This is a genomic window from uncultured Sulfitobacter sp. (assembly GCF_947502895.1).
Classification (GTDB): domain Bacteria; phylum Pseudomonadota; class Alphaproteobacteria; order Rhodobacterales; family Rhodobacteraceae; genus Sulfitobacter.
In genome coordinates this window covers 810,396-828,050 of record NZ_CANNBM010000002.1, presented here as the reverse complement: position 1 = coordinate 828,050, position 17,655 = coordinate 810,396, and the positions used below count along the sequence as shown (strand labels likewise).

Annotated in this window: 18 protein-coding genes; 13 read left to right on the top strand and 5 right to left on the bottom strand. The window is 59.0% G+C overall.

Features of this window, described 5'->3' with window-relative positions; translation table 11 throughout:
• Nucleotides 1-73: 73 nt before the first annotated feature.
• Nucleotides 74-1,246 carry an ADP-ribosylglycohydrolase family protein gene (locus Q0903_RS12070; RefSeq protein ID WP_299415579.1) on the bottom strand — a complete coding sequence of 391 codons (1,173 nt, stop codon included), beginning with the start codon at nucleotides 1,244-1,246 and terminating at the stop codon, nucleotides 74-76.
• Between the two features lie 248 nt (nucleotides 1,247-1,494).
• On the opposite strand from Q0903_RS12070, the gene Q0903_RS12065 reads away from it, so the two are divergent.
• On the top strand, nucleotides 1,495-2,553 hold the full coding sequence (locus tag Q0903_RS12065) for a prolyl oligopeptidase family serine peptidase (protein WP_299415576.1): 1,059 nt from the start codon (nucleotides 1,495-1,497) through the stop codon (nucleotides 2,551-2,553).
• Nucleotides 2,554-2,601: 48 nt separating this feature from the next.
• Here the strand turns inward: Q0903_RS12065 and Q0903_RS12060 are convergent, their stop codons facing one another.
• Nucleotides 2,602-2,994 carry a 5-carboxymethyl-2-hydroxymuconate isomerase gene (locus tag Q0903_RS12060; protein WP_299415574.1) on the bottom strand — a complete coding sequence of 131 codons (393 nt, stop codon included), beginning with the start codon at nucleotides 2,992-2,994 and terminating at the stop codon, nucleotides 2,602-2,604.
• 30 nt (nucleotides 2,995-3,024) lie between these two features.
• Nucleotides 3,025-4,665, bottom strand: a complete 1,641-nt coding sequence (locus Q0903_RS12055; protein ID WP_299415571.1) for a sulfatase-like hydrolase/transferase — start codon at nucleotides 4,663-4,665, stop codon at nucleotides 3,025-3,027.
• Between the two features lie 189 nt (nucleotides 4,666-4,854).
• Here Q0903_RS12055 and Q0903_RS12050 point away from each other — a divergent pair, with 189 nt between their 5' ends.
• Both Q0903_RS12050 and Q0903_RS12045 read left to right on the top strand, forming a co-directional pair.
• Nucleotides 4,855-5,787 carry a lipid A-modifier LpxR family protein gene (locus Q0903_RS12050; RefSeq protein WP_299415569.1) on the top strand — a complete coding sequence of 311 codons (933 nt, stop codon included), beginning with the start codon at nucleotides 4,855-4,857 and terminating at the stop codon, nucleotides 5,785-5,787.
• A gap of 110 nt (nucleotides 5,788-5,897) precedes the next feature.
• Nucleotides 5,898-6,968, top strand: coding sequence for a Hint domain-containing protein (locus Q0903_RS12045; RefSeq protein ID WP_299028288.1), 1,071 nt, complete (start codon nucleotides 5,898-5,900; stop codon nucleotides 6,966-6,968).
• 70 nt (nucleotides 6,969-7,038) lie between these two features.
• On the opposite strand, the gene Q0903_RS12040 is transcribed toward Q0903_RS12045, so the two are convergent.
• Nucleotides 7,039-7,611 (bottom strand): TlpA disulfide reductase family protein, encoded by a 573-nt coding sequence (locus tag Q0903_RS12040; protein ID WP_299415566.1) that lies wholly within the window; start codon nucleotides 7,609-7,611, stop codon nucleotides 7,039-7,041.
• Between the two features lie 23 nt (nucleotides 7,612-7,634).
• Between Q0903_RS12040 and argH the strand changes: the two genes are divergently transcribed.
• The 6 genes from argH to Q0903_RS12010 are packed head-to-tail and all read left to right on the top strand — an operon-like array spanning nucleotide 7,635 to nucleotide 13,654.
• Nucleotides 7,635-9,026, top strand: a complete 1,392-nt coding sequence (gene argH / locus Q0903_RS12035) for an argininosuccinate lyase (RefSeq protein WP_299415563.1) — start codon at nucleotides 7,635-7,637, stop codon at nucleotides 9,024-9,026.
• Nucleotides 9,023-9,193 (top strand): hypothetical protein, encoded by a 171-nt coding sequence (locus tag Q0903_RS12030; RefSeq protein WP_299415561.1) that lies wholly within the window; start codon nucleotides 9,023-9,025, stop codon nucleotides 9,191-9,193. The genes argH and Q0903_RS12030 overlap by 4 nt, the downstream gene beginning before the upstream one ends.
• Nucleotides 9,190-9,354 carry a hypothetical protein gene (locus tag Q0903_RS12025; protein ID WP_299415558.1) on the top strand — a complete coding sequence of 55 codons (165 nt, stop codon included), beginning with the start codon at nucleotides 9,190-9,192 and terminating at the stop codon, nucleotides 9,352-9,354. The genes Q0903_RS12030 and Q0903_RS12025 overlap by 4 nt, the downstream gene beginning before the upstream one ends.
• Complete coding sequence (locus Q0903_RS12020; RefSeq protein WP_299415556.1) at nucleotides 9,354-9,671, top strand: DUF2834 domain-containing protein; 318 nt, start codon at nucleotides 9,354-9,356, stop codon at nucleotides 9,669-9,671. Before Q0903_RS12025 ends, Q0903_RS12020 begins: the two co-directional genes overlap by 1 nt.
• 33 nt (nucleotides 9,672-9,704) lie before the next feature.
• Nucleotides 9,705-10,988: a diaminopimelate decarboxylase gene (gene lysA, locus Q0903_RS12015; RefSeq protein WP_299028305.1), complete on the top strand. Its 1,284-nt coding sequence runs from the start codon at nucleotides 9,705-9,707 to the stop codon at nucleotides 10,986-10,988.
• 23 nt (nucleotides 10,989-11,011) lie between these two features.
• On the top strand, nucleotides 11,012-13,654 hold the full coding sequence (locus tag Q0903_RS12010; protein WP_299415554.1) for a TIGR02302 family protein: 2,643 nt from the start codon (nucleotides 11,012-11,014) through the stop codon (nucleotides 13,652-13,654).
• A gap of 52 nt (nucleotides 13,655-13,706) precedes the next feature.
• Here the strand turns inward: Q0903_RS12010 and Q0903_RS12005 are convergent, their stop codons facing one another.
• Nucleotides 13,707-14,552 (bottom strand): zinc-ribbon domain-containing protein, encoded by an 846-nt coding sequence (locus tag Q0903_RS12005; protein WP_299415551.1) that lies wholly within the window; start codon nucleotides 14,550-14,552, stop codon nucleotides 13,707-13,709.
• A gap of 165 nt (nucleotides 14,553-14,717) precedes the next feature.
• Here Q0903_RS12005 and Q0903_RS12000 point away from each other — a divergent pair, with 165 nt between their 5' ends.
• Genes Q0903_RS12000 through Q0903_RS11985 form a run of 4 tightly spaced genes read left to right on the top strand, consistent with a single transcriptional unit; the run spans nucleotide 14,718 to nucleotide 17,629 of the window.
• Nucleotides 14,718-15,395: an ATP-binding cassette domain-containing protein gene (locus Q0903_RS12000; RefSeq protein WP_299028314.1), complete on the top strand. Its 678-nt coding sequence runs from the start codon at nucleotides 14,718-14,720 to the stop codon at nucleotides 15,393-15,395.
• Entirely contained in the window at nucleotides 15,392-16,300 is a 909-nt protein-coding gene (locus Q0903_RS11995) for an FtsX-like permease family protein (protein ID WP_299415547.1), read from the top strand. The genes Q0903_RS12000 and Q0903_RS11995 overlap by 4 nt, the downstream gene beginning before the upstream one ends.
• Nucleotides 16,297-17,037 carry a lysophospholipid acyltransferase family protein gene (locus Q0903_RS11990; RefSeq protein ID WP_299415544.1) on the top strand — a complete coding sequence of 247 codons (741 nt, stop codon included), beginning with the start codon at nucleotides 16,297-16,299 and terminating at the stop codon, nucleotides 17,035-17,037. Before Q0903_RS11995 ends, Q0903_RS11990 begins: the two co-directional genes overlap by 4 nt.
• The gene (locus Q0903_RS11985) at nucleotides 17,024-17,629 is read left to right on the top strand and encodes a pyridoxamine 5'-phosphate oxidase family protein (RefSeq protein ID WP_299415541.1); all 606 of its coding nucleotides are present in this window, start codon (nucleotides 17,024-17,026) and stop codon (nucleotides 17,627-17,629) included. The genes Q0903_RS11990 and Q0903_RS11985 overlap by 14 nt, the downstream gene beginning before the upstream one ends.
• Nucleotides 17,630-17,655 lie beyond the last annotated feature (26 nt).

Genomic DNA, 17,655 nt, shown 5'->3' with positions numbered 1-17,655 from the left:
GCTCAACCCACGCGCGCATTTGCACGCAAGGCGGGAAATGCATACAGTATCGGCGCGTGAGGGCGTTTTGTGTTTAGCTGAACAAGCTGTCCATGATCTGCGTGGCTTCCGGCATTACCGCCAGCTGGTCAATCCACTGGTGGGGAATGCCGTGATCACCGCCGATCCCGTGTGCGGCCCCCATAACAGCCCCCACCAGAATGGCACGGCCACAGGTATCGCCGCCGCCGTAGATGTTGCGCCTGATCGCATCGGAGAAGGAGGTGGCCGTGGCGATGTTATGTACAGCAGAGGGTACGCCATAGGGCAAATCGCAAGCCATGCCAAAATGCTTGGTCACTGCGGCATTGTCCGTTTCAGGCATATCCAGCGCTTTCGCCAGTAAGGTGCGCGCATCGCCTGTTGCATCCGCCAGCCCGGCCTGAACAGCAGCCTTTGCACTGCCTTGGGTCACAGCAGCCGCCATCATTCGCGCCGAGATTGCTCCGTAGCTTGCCGCAACTGCATGGTCACTCGTGACGCGGACTGCCGATGCTGTGGCGGTGTCAAACACCGCGCCCTGTGCCGCCTCTTGGGCGCAGAGCATGGCCACCAATGCAGGTAGTTTTGCGATAGCGGGCAGTTGCAGGTCGTGGGCGCCTGCGGGTCTTGGAACGGTGCCCAAAGCCTCTATCAGGCGCGGTGCAAATGCGAGCGTTGCTGCATCGCTGTTTGCATCTCGCAGCGATTGCATGAACCGCTTGTTCAGCTCGGTACCTGTATAGCGGACCAGAAGGGGGAGTGCCTTGGCGACCAACCCTTTGAGCTGCTTTGCATCGCCGTCAAAGGGCAGGGCAGTGGCGGCAGCATGGGCTGCATCCTCATATCTGCGAAAATTGTCTAGCGTGTCGCGTGTGGCGTGATCGATATACCCGACATAAGCGCCGCCATAGCCAAAGTGGCTGCGAAAATGCTCGGCGTAGATCGCTTCATCGTATGTACCACCGTTTGTTGCCAGCGCGCGCAACATAACCATTGCTTGTTCGCCATATTGGGACTGCGCGCCCGCAACCCGTTTCGGGTGCGCAAAGAACGCCATCACACCGTCATAGTCCGCTGCCATTGGCGTGCGAAATTCGGGCTCTTTTGGCGCGATTTTACGGATGTGGTCCTGATCGTAGATCCAGTGCAAGCCCATTGCTGCAGCGTCGGCCACCAGTGCGCCTGTGATCATGTTCTTGCATCGGTCGGTTAGGGGATATTGCATGGGTGGCCTTTCTGGCTGCAGGTTCTGAATTGATCCTAACGCAACCGCGCAGGAATGGCAGCCTCGGCAAATGTTGGTTTCGGGATTTACGGATGTTCACGCCGCTGATTTGAGCATGGGGAGTGGCGGTTTTTTACGTGTTCACGACCTAAATCGCGTTTCAGGACGTCCTGAAACCGGTCCAAGGACGCGGCACACCGCAACAACGCCCAGTCTTATGGCATCACAAGGCATGAAAGGAATGCAGGATGTCCAAGATCAGAAAACTCGCAAAAGCAACAGTATTGGCCACCGCAATGGGACTGGTGGCATGGGCAGGATACGAGGTATTCCGCCCTGCATACGAAGGGACAGCCGGCATAAAGTATGGCACGGCCTATGCGCCGGTGCGGGACCGTAATGTGGACTTCCATATCTGGTATCCAGCGCAAGACGGGGGCAAGCGGGTCACGGTCGGCGGCAACGGCGTTTTTTACGGCACCCCCGCAGGGCGCCGCGCGCCACATCAGCAGGGGCGGTTTCCGATGGTGGTTCTATCCCATGGCGCGGGGGGCAATGCAGGGCAGTTCGGCTGGATTGCGTCTGCCCTCGCCCAATCGGGCTTTGTGGTTGTTCTGCCCAATCATCCCGGCACGACAACGGGCAATGCATCAGCCGAAGCTGCCGTGCGGGTGTGGGAGCGTCCGCAGGATGTTACGGCTGTCTTGGACGAGATCACGGGCAATCCAACGGCCTATCCCTATATCGATACAGGCCGCATTGGCGTTCTGGGTTTCTCGGCGGGGGGGTATACCGCCATGGCGCTGTCAGGTGCGCGGGTTGATCCTGATCGTCTGCAGCGGTTTTGCGACGATGGCGATCATGGCATGTCCGATTGCGCCTTTCTTGCTCATTTCGGGATTGATTTGCACCGCTTTGATCTGTCCCCCGCGGCCCAGGATTTGCGTGATCCGCGTATCACGGCTGCGGTTGTGGTTGATCCGGGTATCGTGAGCACGCTGACGGATGAAAGCCTGCGCCAGATCGAAACGCCCATGATGCTAATTAATCTGGGTGATGAGGGCGCAGTTCCAGCAGGTGTCTACGCCAAGGATGCGGCGGCAAAGATACCAGATGCGGCTTACCAGACAGTGCAGGAGGCGACCCATTTCAGCTTCCTCGCGCAATGTAAGCCGCGCGGCGCAGCAATTCTTGAGGCCGAGAGGGAGTTGGACCCACTGTGCGAAGATGGCGGCACGCGCACACGCGACGCGCTGCACGCCGAGCTTGCACAGATGATCGTAGCGCGTTTGCGCGGTGGCCTGTGACGTCACCTATAATCGGGTCGCCCGCATCGTCAGGTGCGGGCGGTCGCCCTAGGCCATATCTGCAGGCAGATACTTTCGGATGGAACTTTCCTTGCGGCTCAGCTCGGCATCGATATCGCGCATCTCTAATGACAGCATAAAGGGCGCGCTGGCCATGTGATCTGCGGTAAACGCTTGCGCGGCTCCAAAGATCGCATCAGTAGCTGCTGATTTCGCCTCTGCCGTGCGGCCAGCGCGCAGGCGCATCGATATGTCGATAAATCCGTGCTTTGGGTCCCCGTCGGCAATAACACTGTGGGTGCAGCGGATTGCCCGCACGCGGATACCAGCGGGGGGGAAGACACCTGTTGCCGCGGCTGCATCTTTCACAACAACACATAGCGCGTGCATATCCAGCGCCTCATCCATGTTGGCCGAGTATTCGAGCGTGATGTGGGGCATGATCGATTGCTTTCTGTTCGGGCTGAGATTTCAGGTTTTGCGGTGATCCTGACGCATCGGGCCACGGTATTTTTCTGTCAGTTCGGGTGCGACTTCGCTGCCATCATACAGGAAGGGCAAGATGCCTTTGCGCATGGATTTACCACCCATCGCTTTGATCTGGTCTTCTGACATGGTGACCCGCTGCGACAGGCGCCGCCCCCACTGGGCAAGCATACCGTACAAACGGTCAATCTCGGCATTATGGGTTTCACCTTTGGCAAGGTCGTAGAATTCATCCGGATCGGTTTCAAGGTCAAACAGCATCGGGCGGAATCCGCCTTCGGCGTGCATCAGTTTGTAGCGACCGTCAAACACCATAAACAGACGTGCATCGCGCGGCTCAAGCCCCAGTTTGACGCGTTGCCCCGTTGGGGAATAGTCGAACTCTGAGATCACGAACTCACGCCATTGCGGTGTTTCACCGTGCAGCCACGGCAGCAGGGAACGCCCTTCGATAATATGATCAGGCACCTGCGCGCCAGCGGCCTCGACGAATGTTGCGGCCAGATCAATGCTTTCGACCAAAGCATCGCAGGTCGTGCCGCGTGTTGCATCGGCGGCATTACGCGGATCAAAGATAATCAGCGGCACCTTCACCGATTGCTCGTGAAAAAGGTCTTTCTCGCCCAGCCAGTGATCGCCCAGATAATCGCCGTGATCCGAGGTCAGCACGATCATCGTGTCCTTTAAGGTGTCTGTCGCTTCCAAATGGTCAAGCAGCCGGCCCAATTGGTCGTCGCATTGCTTGATCAGGCCCATATAGGCGGGGATGACTTTGTTGCGCACCTCTTCCCGCTGGAAGGCTTGTGCGATCTTGTTGCCCTGATATGCACCGAAAACGGGATGCGCGTCCTCACGCTCGACCTCGTTGCGGCGTGCGGGGGGCACATGTTCGGGGCCATACATGTCGTGATAGGGGGCAGGCACGATGTAGGGCCAGTGCGGCTTGATAAAGCTGACATGCGCGCACCACGGCCCCTCGGTCTGGTCCATGAAGTCGATTGTCTGGCTGGTGAGCCACGGTGTCTCGCTGTCTTGCTCCGCGATATTTGCGGGCTGGTCGGCATTGCGAAACATCCAGCCCGAGGCGATCTGTTCGTCGGTCACACCTGCGTTCGCATAATCGGCCCAAGGGTTTTCGCCGTCATAGCCTTTGGATTTCAGGTATTCGTTATAGGGCGAGCGTTTTTCGTCATAGTACCCGTCAGGGCCGTATCCCCAAAGCCCGTCATCACGCACCCATGCGTCAAAACCACATTCGGCCTGACGCGCACCGATTGTGCTGTCAGGTGAAAGGCCCAGCCGTGCCATACCTTCCGCATCGGCTTTCATGTGTGTCTTGCCCAGCAGCCAGCAAGCCATACCAGCCTTGCGCAGATGATCGCCCAAGGTCTGTTCGCCCACGCGCAGGGGAAAACCGTTCCATTGCGCGCCATGGCTGGAGGCATAGCGCCCTGTGTAATAGCACATGCGGCTTGCCCCGCAGATTGGCGATTGCACGTAAACATTGGTAAACCGCACACCCATCGCGGCGACACGGTCAAAATGGGGGGTGTCCAGATGCGGATGACCCGCACAACCTAGATAGTCAAAACGCAGTTGGTCATACATGATGAACAGAATATTCATGGTTTGATCCTCCCCCTTTGGTCGCGTGCAACTAATCACAAAGCTGCGGGAATAATCCAGTGCGGATGCGTGGCAACTATGACGCAATTGCGCGGGGATATTTAAAACAGCGCCTACACCCTTGGCACGAAGCGCGATCCTGTTTTATGTCGTCCTTCACTGCGGGGGCGGTTTCGATAGGATGACCAGATGTATCGATCAGTGGCGGCAACGCTTTTCGCTTTTGCCCTTTGCCTTGTTTTCATCGGGCAATCAGCCCACGCCGAAGGGCGCACGTACCTAGGCTATGGCCGTCTGATTACAAACGATTATATCGGTGACGGCCAAGACAGATGGCGCTCGGGCTCTTGGACATCGTCGCGGGTCTGGGGCAGTGAATGGAACGGCCAGGCACCTACCTCCTTTGGTGACGTGATTGAGCTGCGTCTGTCTGCCGAAATTTTTGCACCCGACAACCTTAACCGTGCCGCAACAGGGGATCGGCCCTATGCCGGCGCTTTGTCGGTTGGTGCGCATACGCATTTTACATGGCAAGGGTTCGAGGCCGCTTTGGGTGCGGACCTTGTCATGACAGGCTCTGGCACGGGTTTGGGCAGTTTCCAGCGCGGTCTGCACAAAGTTCTCGGGGTGGAGCTGCCCTCTGACGCGACTTTGGACAATCAGATTTCGGGGGGCTTTCACCCGACCGTTGTTGGCGAACTTGCCCGTGATTTGACACTGGCACCCGGCGTTTATGCGCGCCCGTTTCTGGAAGGGCGCGCAGGTGCCGAGACGATGCTGCGCGGCGGCGTTGATCTGACGTTTGGTCGTATTGGTCGCGGTACTCTTTCGGTACGTGAAGGGGTGACAGGCCAGCGGTACCGTGTGGTGCCAGCAAACGATCCGATTGCAGGGTTTTCATTTTTGCTCGGGGCAGATGTGGCACATGTGGCCGACAGCATCTTTCTGCCCGAGGATCGGGGTTATACTCTGACCGACAGCCGCGAGCGTGTGCGCGCAGGTGTCCATTGGCAGGGCAAGGACGCCTCGGCGTTTTATGGTCTGACCTATCTGGGGGAAGAATTTGACGCCCAGACTGAAGGCCAGATTGTAGGGTCTATCCGCATCAATCTGAGTTTCTGACTGGCGCAATCGCAACAGGTGACGGCAATATTGCATCGCCTCTTTCCAGAGCCCCTCTAGTTTGTTAACCAGAAGTTAATAAAAAAATAATGAGGCAGGCGAGACAGTAAATGGGAACGGGCTTTCGAGGCACGTTCGTCATCTCCTGGTCGCAAACAGAAATTGATGGTCTTGATGCTGCACCGGTGCAAGCGTTGAGCGTTGGGGCAGCATGGGCATGGCGTGGTGACGCTGTGCGTGTGGACGGGCCATCAGATGTGTTGCGACTGGACGAGGCGGACGGAGCAGAAAATTTGCGCAAACGCGCGGCACGTATGGTTCACAGGTTGGTTGGTGCGGCGCTGGAACGCGAGGCAGGACCGCGCGCACAAGCAGGTGCGGACGATACTTCGCCACTTATGGACAACAGCTTTGTCGTCACAGACGGCGGAAAAAGCTATAGTGTCACACTGATTGAAGTGGGTGGCGGCAGCCAGCCATTGCTGATGTTTCTTGACGAAATGCCGCCGCGCAATTGTGATTTATGGATCGTGCACCATACGTTGGGCACGGTCGGCACAGCCGATCCTGACCAGCAGCAAAGCGGCGTGATCTGCTTTACGCCAGGGACGCGCATACGAACCGAAGACGGCACGCGGCTGATCGAGGATTTGCGCGAAGGTGATGTGGTCCAGACCAAGGACAATGGCCTGCAACCCCTGCGCTGGATCGGCAAACGGCGGATGTCCGGTGCTCGCCTGTTTGCAATGCCCAAATTGCGCCCTGTGCGCATCGCAGGTGGCGCTTTGGGGCTGGATCAGCCTGACCATGATTTGCTTGTCTCGCCCGAGCATCGGATGTTGATCAGGGGAGCCGCTGCGCAAAGCCTGTTCAACACGTCCGAGGTGTTGGTGACGGCCAAAGACCTGATTAATGGCAAAACGATCACAGTTGATATGCAGGTACGCGAGGTCACTTATATCCATGTGTTGCTAGAGCAACATCAGGTGCTCTGGGCCAACGGGTTGGAAACAGAAAGCTTCCATCCTGCATCAGCGGCCTTTGCCACACTGGATCATGCTGATCGGCAACGTCTGTTGGCTGAATGCCCCGAGTTGGAATATGATCCGCATACCTACGGCAGTTTTGCGCGGCGGACTTTGTCAGCTTCAGAAGCTGCCATTCTCAACCACGCGGCCTGAGTGCATCCGCCAGTGGCGGGTGCAGAATTTTTAAAGGTTCTGATTGGAGTTTTCTAAAACTCCGGGCAACTCAACTATCGTTTTTCTGTGCAATCAGGGCTCTGATGATGTTTTTGGCGCTGTCGCTGGCCCAATCCGCATCTCCGCGCAGGCGTGCGATCTCGCGGCCCTGCGGGTCGACCAATACGGTGATAGGCAACCCGAATATGCCCATCTGGCTGGCCAATGCCTGCTTGGGGTCCTGATGGCGCGGCAAGTTACTGATGCCCGTTTCCTTGAAGAACTTTGAAATCCCTGCGGGAGAGTTACGCCCCGTTGCGATTGTCAGGACTTCAAAGTCGTCGCCGCCCAGCTCGGACTGCAATTCCGACAGATGTGGCATCTCTTTGCGGCAGGGCGCGCACCATGTGGCCCAGAAATTTACGAGCACATATTTGCCTTCGTAATCCGCCAGCGTGGCGCGGCCTGCATCATCTGCCAGATCGAAAGGAGCCGAGGAGGTTGCCTTTGGCACGCTATGCACTGCGAGTTTTTTCATATCCCCCGCCACCAAAGGCGCGATGATGTCTGCATCCGCAGCAAGAGCAGGGTTTGCACCCGCCGTGAGGGCCGTATAGACGAGGGCGAGCAAGAGTTTCTTCATGGATTCCTCCGGAGAATAGGCAAATGACAGACAAGACTTCCAACAAGATGTGGGGCGGCCGTTTTGCCGCTGGTCCTGATGCGATCATGGAGGCAATTAATGCCTCGATCAGCTTTGACAAGCGGATGGCTGCCCAGGATATTGAAGGCTCTCGTGCCCATGCAGCGATGCTGGCCGCACAGGGTATCATCCAGACTAGCGACGCGGAGGCCATTCGGGAAGGGCTGCTCACGGTCTTGTCAGAAATTGAGGACGGTACATTCACCTATTCCACAGCTCTTGAGGACATCCACATGAATGTGGAAGCGCGCCTTAAGGAAGTGATCGGAGAACCAGCGGGCCGTTTGCACACTGGCCGTTCACGCAACGATCAGGTGGCGACAGATTTCAAACTCTGGGTGCGCGACCAGCTTGATGCGACCGAGGGCGCGCTCCTCGCTCTTATTCGGGCGCTTCTCGCACAGGCTGACGCGGGTGCGGATTGGGTGATGCCCGGATTTACGCATTTGCAGACTGCCCAGCCCGTCACATGGGGGCATCACATGATGGCCTATGTGGAGATGTTTGGCCGCGATCTGAGCCGTGTGCGCGATGCGCGCGCGCGCATGAACGAAAGCCCGCTAGGGGCTGCCGCACTGGCTGGCACATCCTTTCCCATTGACCGCGAAATGACGGCCAAGGCGCTGGGCTTTGACCGCCCTGCGGCAAATAGTCTGGATGCGGTGAGCGACCGTGATTTCGCGCTGGAGTTTCTGGGCACAGCCAGCATCTGTGCCATGCACCTGAGCCGCTTTGCCGAAGAGCTGGTGATCTGGTCCTCCGCCCAGTTCCGCTTTGTGACCCTGTCGGATCGTTTCTCGACGGGTTCCAGCATCATGCCGCAAAAGAAGAACCCCGACGCAGCAGAGTTGATCCGTGCCAAAGTCGGTCGCATTTTTGGAGCAAATGTGGCGTTGATGATGGTCATGAAGGGGCTGCCGCTGGCCTATTCCAAAGACATGCAAGAAGATAAAGAGCAGGTTTTTGACGCCGCCGATAACCTCATGCTGGCGCTGGCGGCGATGGAAGGCATGGTGCGCGATATGAACGCCAACCGTCCCCAGCTTGCCGCGGCAGCAGGCAGCGGATTCTCCACGGCGACTGATCTTGCTGATTGGTTGGTGCGCGTGTTGGGCCTGCCGTTTCGTGACGCCCACCACATTACGGGAACTCTTGTAGGAATTGCCGAAAAACAGGAATGTGACTTGCCTGATCTGACACTTGCGCAGATGCAATCGGTGCATGCTGGGATAACGCAGGACGTTTTCACCGTTCTTGGGGTGGAAAATTCTGTAAACTCGCGCATCTCATATGGCGGGACAGCGCCCGCGCAGGTGCGCGTGCAGGTCGCCCGCTGGAAGGAGTTGACCGAATGAGAAAGTTGATGATTGCTTCGGTGCTAGCGCTTGCCGCTTGCGGAGTAGACGGCGAGCCTGTTCAGCCCACGGGCGGTGTGAATGTATCGCTCTCGCCTTCCGGTGTGGGGCTGGGCGCGAATGTTGGCCTGAAGAAAGGGCCACTGCGGATCGGGTTGGGGTTGTGAGGGTTCTGTTCGCAGCCATGCTTGTGGTGGCGGTGGCTGCCTGTGGCCCGCCAGAGGCACCGCGCAACGATACTGTATCGCCACGCCAGCAGCCCAGCACGACCACACCGGGAGTAACGGTGTCGGGCTCGGTCGAGTTTGGCGTGAAGCGGGGGCTATAATGTCGGTACTGCGTTTGATCTATCTCGCTCTGGCCATCTGGGGCGCTATCCATCCGATGTATTATTTTATCCAGTGGTTTCAGGTCAACGGCTGGGACATCATGGCGATGGTTGATGCGTGGCACGTAAATACAGCCACCAGCGGTCTGGTCTGGGATCTGACAATTGCGGCGGTCGCCTTGACCGTGTGGATCGTGGCCGAGGTTGCCACGCGCCGCAACTGGGGAGCGCTGATCGCGATCCCCGCGACCTTTTGCATCGGGGTAAGCTGCGGCCTGCCGCTCTATCTATTTTTACGGTCAGCACCTGTTCGCTAGGGCGGAATTGAGTTTAAGGGAAAAATAAAGAAAATGGACCACTTCCTGTACCGCGATGGCGCATTGTTTGCCGAAGATGTGCCTGTGGCCGAGATTGCGGCCGCGGTTGGCACACCGTTCTATGTCTATTCGACAGCCACTTTGCTGCGACACTTCAATGCCTTTGATGAGGCGTTGAAAGGTATGGACCATCTGGTGTGCTATGCAATGAAGGCCAATTCCAATCAGGCCGTTCTGCGTACGCTTGCGCAAGCGGGCGCAGGGATGGACGTGGTCAGTCAAGGCGAATATTTGCGCGCCAAGGCTGCTGGCGTACCTGGCGACAGGATTGTATTTTCGGGCGTGGGCAAGACCGAAGAAGAAATTCGCGTAGCACTTGAGGGGGGGATCCGGCAATTCAACGTCGAGAGCGAACCTGAGATGGAAGTGCTCAACGCTGTAGCTGTGGAACTGGGTAAAATAGCGCCTATCACAGTGCGGGTGAATCCAGATGTGGATGCCAAGACCCATGCGAAGATCGCCACGGGCAAGTCAGAGAACAAGTTCGGCATTCCGATTTCGCGTGCACGCGAAGTCTATGCGATGGCCGCTGCGATGCCTGGTCTGGACGTGATCGGAATAGACGTGCACATCGGCTCACAGCTGACAGACCTTGCACCGTTCGAGCAGGCCTATCTGAAAGTCGCCGAGCTGACCGAGCAGTTGCGCAGCGACGGGCACAGAATCACGCGGCTTGATCTGGGTGGCGGTCTGGGTATTCCTTATGCGACCAGCAACGAGGCGCCGCCGCTGCCTGCCGATTACGGTGCGATGGTGCAGCGTACATTGGGCCATCTGGGTTGTGAAATCGAGATTGAGCCTGGTCGTCTGATTGCAGGAAACGCAGGGCTGATGGTAAGCAAGGTGATTTACGTGAAATCCGGCGAGGGCCGCGATTTTCTGATCCTAGACGGGGCGATGAACGATCTGATCCGTCCCGCGATGTACGAGGCCTATCACGACATTATTCCAGTGATCGAGGCGGCACCCGGCACCGAGAAGCAGCCGTATGACATTGTCGGTCCCGTCTGCGAATCCGGTGATACCTTTGCCAAGCAGCGCGACATGGTGCCGCTGGCTGCTGGCGATCTGGTGGCCTTTCGCAGTGCGGGCGCATACGGTGCAGTTATGTCGAGCGAGTATAATTCGCGGGCACTTATCCCCGAAGTGTTGGTGCATGGGGATCAATTTGCGGTTATCCGCCCACGTCCGACCTTTGACGAAATGATAAATCGCGATACCATCCCTGAGTGGCTAGAGACGCATCCCGCATCTTGAGGCCCGCCTGACAAGAGGTCGCCATGGTTCAGTTCACCCCGAATGATCTAAAGCGCACGCTGGACGGACTGCGCAGGCCCTTGTGGCTGACGCGTATGGGTATGGTTGCCGAAGTTGCCGTGCGCAGCCTATGGCCTCTGCTGACGGTCGTGTTGCTGGCGCTGGCGGCAGCGATGTTGGGCCTGCACGAAGTGGCAGCGATTGAAGGTATCTGGGCGGCAGTCGGACTGGCCGTCGCGGCAGGACTTTGGGCAATTGGTTATGCCGTGCGGCGATGGTCGTGGCCCAGTCAGGCAGATGCCATGATGCGCCTCGACGGCAGCCTTGCAGGGCGTCCTTTGACGGCGCTTTTGGATGATCAGGCGATCGGCGGCGGCGACGATGCTTCGGCTGCGGTCTGGCGGGCGCACAAACGGCGCATGGCCGAGCGTGCGGCGGCGGCCCAGGCTGTGCCTGCTGATCTACGGGTTGCATCGCGCGATCCGTATGCTTTGCGGTTTGTGGCTGTGCTGGCCTTTGCGGTTGCTCTTTTGTTTGGCTCTGTCTGGCGGGTTGGAACAGTGGCGCAGATGGCAGGCGGCGGCGCAAGCACCCTTGCTGCCGGTCCTGTCTGGGAAGGTTGGGCAGAACCGCCGCGTTATACTGGAAAGCCGACACTCTATCTCAACGATTTGGCCGAAGGGCCGCTGGAGTTACCTGTTGGCACACTGATCACCATGCGCCTTTATGGTGAGGTGGGCGCGTTGGGGGTAAATGAGAGCGTATCGGGAACGGCCATAGCTGCCGAGCGCGATACCGATGCTGCAACACCGCCGCAAATGGCCTTTGATTTCAAAGTGAACCAGAGCGGTAGCATTGCCGTTGAGGGACCGGGCGGGCGGACATGGGATGTGACCATGCGGGCCGATGCGGCCCCCGAAGTTGTCATACTGGGTGCCCCCGAGGTTTCTGCGATGGGCGAGATGCGCCTGCCCTTTGCGGCCAAGGATGACTACGGTGTCGAGGCGGGCGAAGCGCGGATCATGCTTGACCTTGCATCGGTTGAGCGCCGGTATGGTCTGGTGGTCGCACCCGATGCGCGCCCCGAGATTACCCTGCCTCTGCCGATGCCCATCGCGGGGGACCGTGCCGCGTTTGAAGAAAATCTTGTCGATGACTTCTCCCAGCACCCTTGGGCGAACCTGCCTGTCACCATAGCGATGACTGCGCTTGATGCCGCAGAGCAACAGGCACAAACGGCCCCGATGCAGATGGTTTTACCGGGTCGACGCTTTTTTGATCCAACCGCGGCAGCCGTGATTGAAATGCGCCGTGACATTTTGTGGAGCCGTGAAAACACCAAACGTACGGCACAGGTGCTGCGCGCAGTCAGCCATTTGCCACAAGATGCGTTCCGCTCGGAAACGACAGCCCTGCGGTTGCGTAAATTGATCGGGCGAATGGAGACATATGCCCGCTTTGGTCTGGGTGAAGAAAACCGCGATGCCCTTGCGCAGGATTTGTGGGATTTGGCACTGGAGCTGGAAGAGGGCGATCTGGAGGACGCGCGGGAACGTATGCGCCGTGCACAGGAACGGTTGAACGAAGCGATGAAGAACGGTGCTTCGGACGAGGAAATCGCCGAGTTGATACAGGAATTGCGCCGCGCCACCGAGGAATTCATGCAGCAGCTGCAGCGCGAGCAGGCTGAGCGGCAAGATGGTCAGCGAGAAGGCCAGCAGCAACAACAAGGCGAAAGCATGCAGATGACGCAGGACGATCTGCAGCGCATGATGGACCGTATTCAAGAGCTGATGGAGCAGGGCCGGATGGCCGAAGCCGAGCAGGCCTTACGCGAATTGCAGGAAATGATGGAGAATATGCAGGTCACGCAGGGCCAGCAGGGCGAAGGCGGCCAATCTCCGGGTGAGCAGGCAATGGAAGGCCTCGCCGAGACCTTGCGCGAGCAACAGGGCTTGAGCGATCAGGCGTTCCGCGATCTGCAAGAGCAGTTCAACCCGAATGCACAGGCTGGCGAAAACCAAGGCAACGAGGGCCGCAATGGCGGGCAGGGGCGCGGTGAGAGCCATGAGGGCCAAGGCAACGGTGAGCAAAACCCCCAAAGTGGCGAACAAGGCGGCGGTGGAGAGCAGCGCCCGGGTGATACTCAGCATGGGCAAGGCCAAGGCCAAGCGCAGGATCTGGCCCAGAGGCAGCAGCAGCTGCGAGATGAGTTACGCCGTCAAGAAGGCCGGATACCCGGCCAAGGCACGCCAGAGGGGGACGCGGCGCGCGATGCTTTGGGTCGCGCGGGCGAAGCTATGGACGACGCCGAGCAAAACCTGCGGGAGGGCCAGCTGGCCGAAGCGATCGACAACCAGTCCCAAGCCATGGAAGCCCTGCGCGATAGCATGCGGTCGCTGGGTGAAGCGATGGCGCAAGAAGAGCGCAACCAGCAGCCCGGTCAGGGCAGTCAGGAAAGTGACCGCCGCGCCGACAACCGTGATCCCTTGGGCCGCGAACAGGGAAGCAATGGTGCCACAGGCAGCGACAACGAGGCCGATCTCAATGATGATGCCTACGGGCGTGCGCGCGAGTTGCTGGATGAAATCCGCCGCCGCTCGGGCGAGGCGGCGCGCCCCGAGGTTGAGCGCGACTACCTCAACCGCTTGTTGGACAGGTTCTAAAGGCGCGGTGCTTGTTGCCGCGCCGCGTGTATTATCATTGGACTGAAGGGGATTAGCTGCCGCTCACCTCGGCCGCTGAATCAAGTGATTTCAACATACCCTGCACTTTTCCGTCCAGCCAAACGCGGCCTTGGTCAATCAGCGCGACGTAGCTCTGTAGTGGACCTTCCAGCGCGGGAACGGCAGCGGACAAGCGCGGTGCCAGAACGTAAATTACGACCAGCACAATGAAAATGAGCAGGACAGTCATAAATCCCGTGCGAAACCCGCGCCGCTTTCGCTGGCGTGTGGGCGCTTCGATTTCGGGTTCAATATCGGCGGCACCTGCGCCCGTACGCGCGCTGCCTGACCGCAAGGTAGAGTTTATTTCTTCGATGTCTGGCAACAGATCACGGCGTGATCCCAGTGCGGCTGCGGCTGCTGCCGCTGTTTCCACTTCGCCAGAACCTCCTGCGGCCTGGACTTCGGCTGTGTCGGCACCACGCAGCCGGGCCATCCGGTCACGGGCCTGCCTTGCACGGCGCTCGGCTTCATCCTCGGGCGGGGTATCTTCAAGGTCCATACCAAGATCGGGTTGGCTTTCCAGCCCGCTTGACTGCACAGCACGGCGCGCTGCTTGCTCTGCCTCGGCCTCTTGGCGCAATATATCTGCCACAGCAGGATCGAGTTGCTTGCGTTCGGGCTGTACCGGAGCGGCAGGCGGGGGCGGCGGCGGGGCCACTTCCTCATCTGGTGCAGGCGTGCTTTCTGCCGTGTTTTCTGTGTCAGGTGTATGATCGGGATGGTGCTGAAACCATGTCTGACCGCAGTTGGAACATTGGACATCGCGACCTGCAGTCGGCATGACATCATCAGGCACTTCGTATTGTGCATCGCAATTTGGACAGATTAGTCTCATGAAACGCCCCGAAACATCGGTCTTTGACCTGTTAACCACTCATTAACGCTACCATAGGAGGTATACTGCGGCGCGAAAAGTGCAATCTGGCAGGTTTGGTCTTTGCGGATGGATTGAAACCCATGCGATGCTCAGGCACAACAGGCTAACTGGAAAGGGTGCTGCGTGATTGACCTTGAAAATGTAGCCTACAGCTATAGCGGTGGCGAGCTGTTGTCGGACATATCGCTCAGGCTTGCGCCCGGCTCGTTCCATTTTCTGACGGGGCCATCGGGATCTGGTAAAACCACCTTGATGAAGCTGTGCTACGGCGCATTGCTCCCCACGGCGGGGCATGTGCGTCTGTTTGACACCGATGTCCGCGCGTTGACCCGCGATGATGTGGCCATGTTGCGCCGACGCGTGGGGGTCGTGCATCAGGATTGCCAGTTTCTGGACCACTTGCCTGTTTCCGAGAACATTGCCCTGCCGCTCCACGTCTCTGGCCGCAGTGCCGAGGCGGGCGGCGAAGACCTGAATGACCTGCTCCATTGGGTTGGCCTGACTGAACGTGCCAATGCGCTGCCTGCCGAGCTATCGGGCGGGGAACGGCAGCGCGCGGCACTTGCCCGTGCTGTAATCATGTCGCCTGATGTTGTGCTGGCCGACGAGCCGACTGGCAACGTCGATTGGGACATGTCCCAACGTCTGCTACGCTTGCTGATCGAATTGAACAAAATGGGTAAAACAGTGCTGATTGCCACCCACGACCTGAGCTTGATCCGCGCGACAAAGGCCCACGTTCAAGCGCGCGTGTTGCGGATTGCCAACCGCAGAATACAGCTGGCGGGAGCGGACCTGTGAAGGCGCTGCGCGAGATATTGCGCCGCGCGCTTCATTCGGATGCGCAGGCGGACCGCGTTGTGCCACCATCTGGATTTACCGCGCAGCTAACGCTGTTTGCAGCGGGAGCGATGGCGTTTCTGGCGGTGTTTGCGCTGGCTTTATCATTGGCGGCAGGGCGACTGGCCGAGCAGTGGGGCGAAGAGCTGGCCCGTTCGGCCACCATCCGCATCGCGGCCCCTGCGGATCAACAACAGGCGCAGACCGATGCGGCCCTGAGGATATTGCAGACCACACGCGGCGTGGCGCAGGCCCGTGCGCTGAGTGACGCGGAGCAAGCTGATCTGTTGGCCCCGTGGTTTGGTGCCGATCTGGCGCTGGACGCGTTGCCCGTGCCACGCCTGATCGAAGTGATCGAGACATCCGAGGGCATGGACGCTGCGGGATTGCGTCTGCGGCTTGCCGCCGAGGTGCCGGGTGCTGTGCTGGATGATCACAGTCGCTGGCGCGCGCCCTTGGTCAAGGCCGCTGCGCGGCTGCGGTTGCTGGGGTGGACGTCTATTGCGCTGATTGCCGCTGTAACTGCCGCGATGGTGACGCTGGCCGCCAATGCGGCGCTCGCGGCTAACGCCCAAGTGATTGCTGTGCTGCGTCTGGTGGGGGCAACGGATGACTACATTGGCCAAGCCTTCATCCGCCGCTTTACGCTGCGGGCGCTGATCGGTGCTGTGGGGGGTATGGTCTTGGGGATGATTGCGGTGGCCTTCATGCCACGGGGCGGCGACGAGACGGCCAGCTTTCTGACAGGACTGGGTTTTCAGGGTGCGCATTGGCTGGTGCCTTTGTTGATACCGCCGCTGGCGGCTGGGGTGGCATTTGTTGCCACGCGTCTGGCCGCACGGCGCACATTGGAGGGACTTTCATGAACCTGTTGCAGTGGGTGCGTTCGATCATCTTTATCGTTCAGGCCACAGTAATGCTGCCCGTTATCGGGCTGCTGTGGGCACCATGGGCGATGGTGTCAAAAAGGGGTGCCTATGCGGGTTGTCATGCCTATGCGGGCTGGGTGATCTGGACAGCAGGCTGGATGATTAACTTGCGTTGCGAAGTGCGTGGCACACCGCCGGATATGGCCGCTTTGGTCCCAGCCAAGCATCAGTCTTTTCTTGATATTCTAATGATCTACCATGCGCTGCCCTCGGCCAAGTTCGTGATGAAAAACCAATTGCGCTGGTCCCCAATTCTGGGCCAGTACGCGACCAAAATGCAGATGGTATTCGTAGACCGTGGCAAGCGTGGTGCCGCGATTACCAAGATGCTGGCGGATGTAGAGGCGGGCCAGCGGGAGCCGGGCCAATTGGTGATCTACCCACAAGGCACACGGTCGCCTCCCGGAACGAAGATGCCCTACAAGGTCGGCACCGCCGTTCTGTATGAACAGCTACAGCAACCGTGCTATCCGGTTGCAACGAACGCGGGGGTCTTTTGGCCCCGTCGCGGACTGTACCGGCGCCCCGGTGTGGCGGTGGTCGATTTTTTGGAGCCGATTGCCCCTGGTCTGTCGCGTGATGCCTTTGTTGCAGAACTAGAGAAGCGGATCGAGGCGGCGTCGGACGCGCTGTTGAAAGAGACTGGGGTGGCGCATCTCTATGAAAAGAATTGAGAATATTGCGGCGCTCGAGGCGCTCTATGGCACACCGGGAGCGGCATCCCTGCGCAAGGTGGCGGACCATCTGACACCGCTTTATGCCAAATGGATCATGGCCTCGCGCCTGTGTGTTTTGAGCACGGTGGGGCCTGCGGGCACCGATGGCAGCCCACGCGGGGATGATGGCCCCGTGGTGATGCCGCTGGATGCGAAGCGGCTGGCCCTGCCTGATTGGCGGGGCAATCAGAGGCTGGATACGCTGCGTAATATTGTCGAGGACGGGCGGGTATCCTGTATGTTTATAGTGCCGGGTTCGAACAATGTAATCCGCGTGAACGGCACGGCTTGGTTGACAGATGATGCAGACCTGCGCGCACAGTTCGACAAGCGGGGACGCCAGCCCGCGACAGTTATTATTATAGAAATTGCAGAGGTTTACAGCCAATGCGCACGCGCCTTGATGCGGGCGAAAACGTGGTCCGGCGTCGATGAGAGCGAGGGCCTGCCGAGCATGGGCGAGATACTCGCAGAGGTATCTGGCGGGGCCGAGGGCGGCGCTGACTATGATGCCGCGTGGGCACCGCGCGCGGCCAAAACCATGTGGTAGGCCGCGCGGGTTAACAAAGGGTTAAT